1 protein-coding gene is annotated in these 874 nt (G+C 50.3%); it reads right to left on the reverse strand.

Annotated features, from left to right (window positions below; all coding sequences use genetic code 11):
- Nucleotides 1–634, reverse strand: a 634-nt coding sequence (locus GMA8713_RS25880; protein ID WP_157515568.1) for an IS630 family transposase, incomplete at its 3' end; no start/stop codon positions are given.
- Between the last annotated feature and the right edge of the window lie 240 nt (nucleotides 635–874).

Genomic DNA, 874 nt, shown 5'->3' on the forward strand with positions numbered 1-874 from the left:
TGCAGTTCTGTCCCGGTGTGACCACTTTTTTCTGCTGGCCTTTTACCGTCCAGTCAGCCCCAATTTTGGGGTTAAGGTCGATATCAACTTCGTCTTCATAAAACACCGGATGGTCAACACTGCATTTGTCCAGCGCCTCACTTATCTGAGCGAGCTTTTCTTCCTTGTCAGGGTCTCGAATATTGAGGGTAGGTGCCGCCCTACGCCAGACGATCCCGATTTTCGGTAACCAACGCCTGACCGTAGAAGCCGCCACTGTACTTTGGAATACATCATTGAGCTGCATCGTTAAAAGCTCTGTACTCCAGCGGCTTCGCTGATAACCGAAATCCTGCGGGGAAAACTGAACCAGAATAGTCAGCATCGCACACATTTCGCTAACGGGAAGCGTTGGCGGTCTGCCAACAGGCAAAGCGTGCAGGGCATCCATACCACCTTGAGTAAACCAGTCAATCCACCTACCCACTGAGGAGCGGGCTGCACTGATAATACGGCAGACATCGACAATCGTTTTGCCTTCGTGGAGTTGCATGAGAGCAATAAGTCTGCGGGCATAATCCTTGTCCTTGGTAGTCTGTATCGCTTTTTTCATCCTACGACGTTCGCCACGAGGTATCGGTGCTATGATGGCCATCACTCAGTCCTTTTGTCGGTATGTTTCGGTTTGGCGATTGATCAGATCGCACAAAGCGGACTGAGTTTCTCTTATCTTTGAGATCTACTATTAGGAACAGCTATTTAGCGTTAATGGAGCCATCCGTCATGTTGCAGTAAAAAGCGTGGAGCAGCAGGATGAACAGACCTTCCTACAGATGCGGCGACACCTTTCGTCTGAGCGGACGCGTTTGCTCAATCACATTCGTGGGCTGCTGGG

The sequence above is a fragment of the Grimontia marina genome, from assembly GCF_900060185.1.
Classification (GTDB): Bacteria; Pseudomonadota; Gammaproteobacteria; order Enterobacterales; family Vibrionaceae; genus Enterovibrio; species Enterovibrio marinus.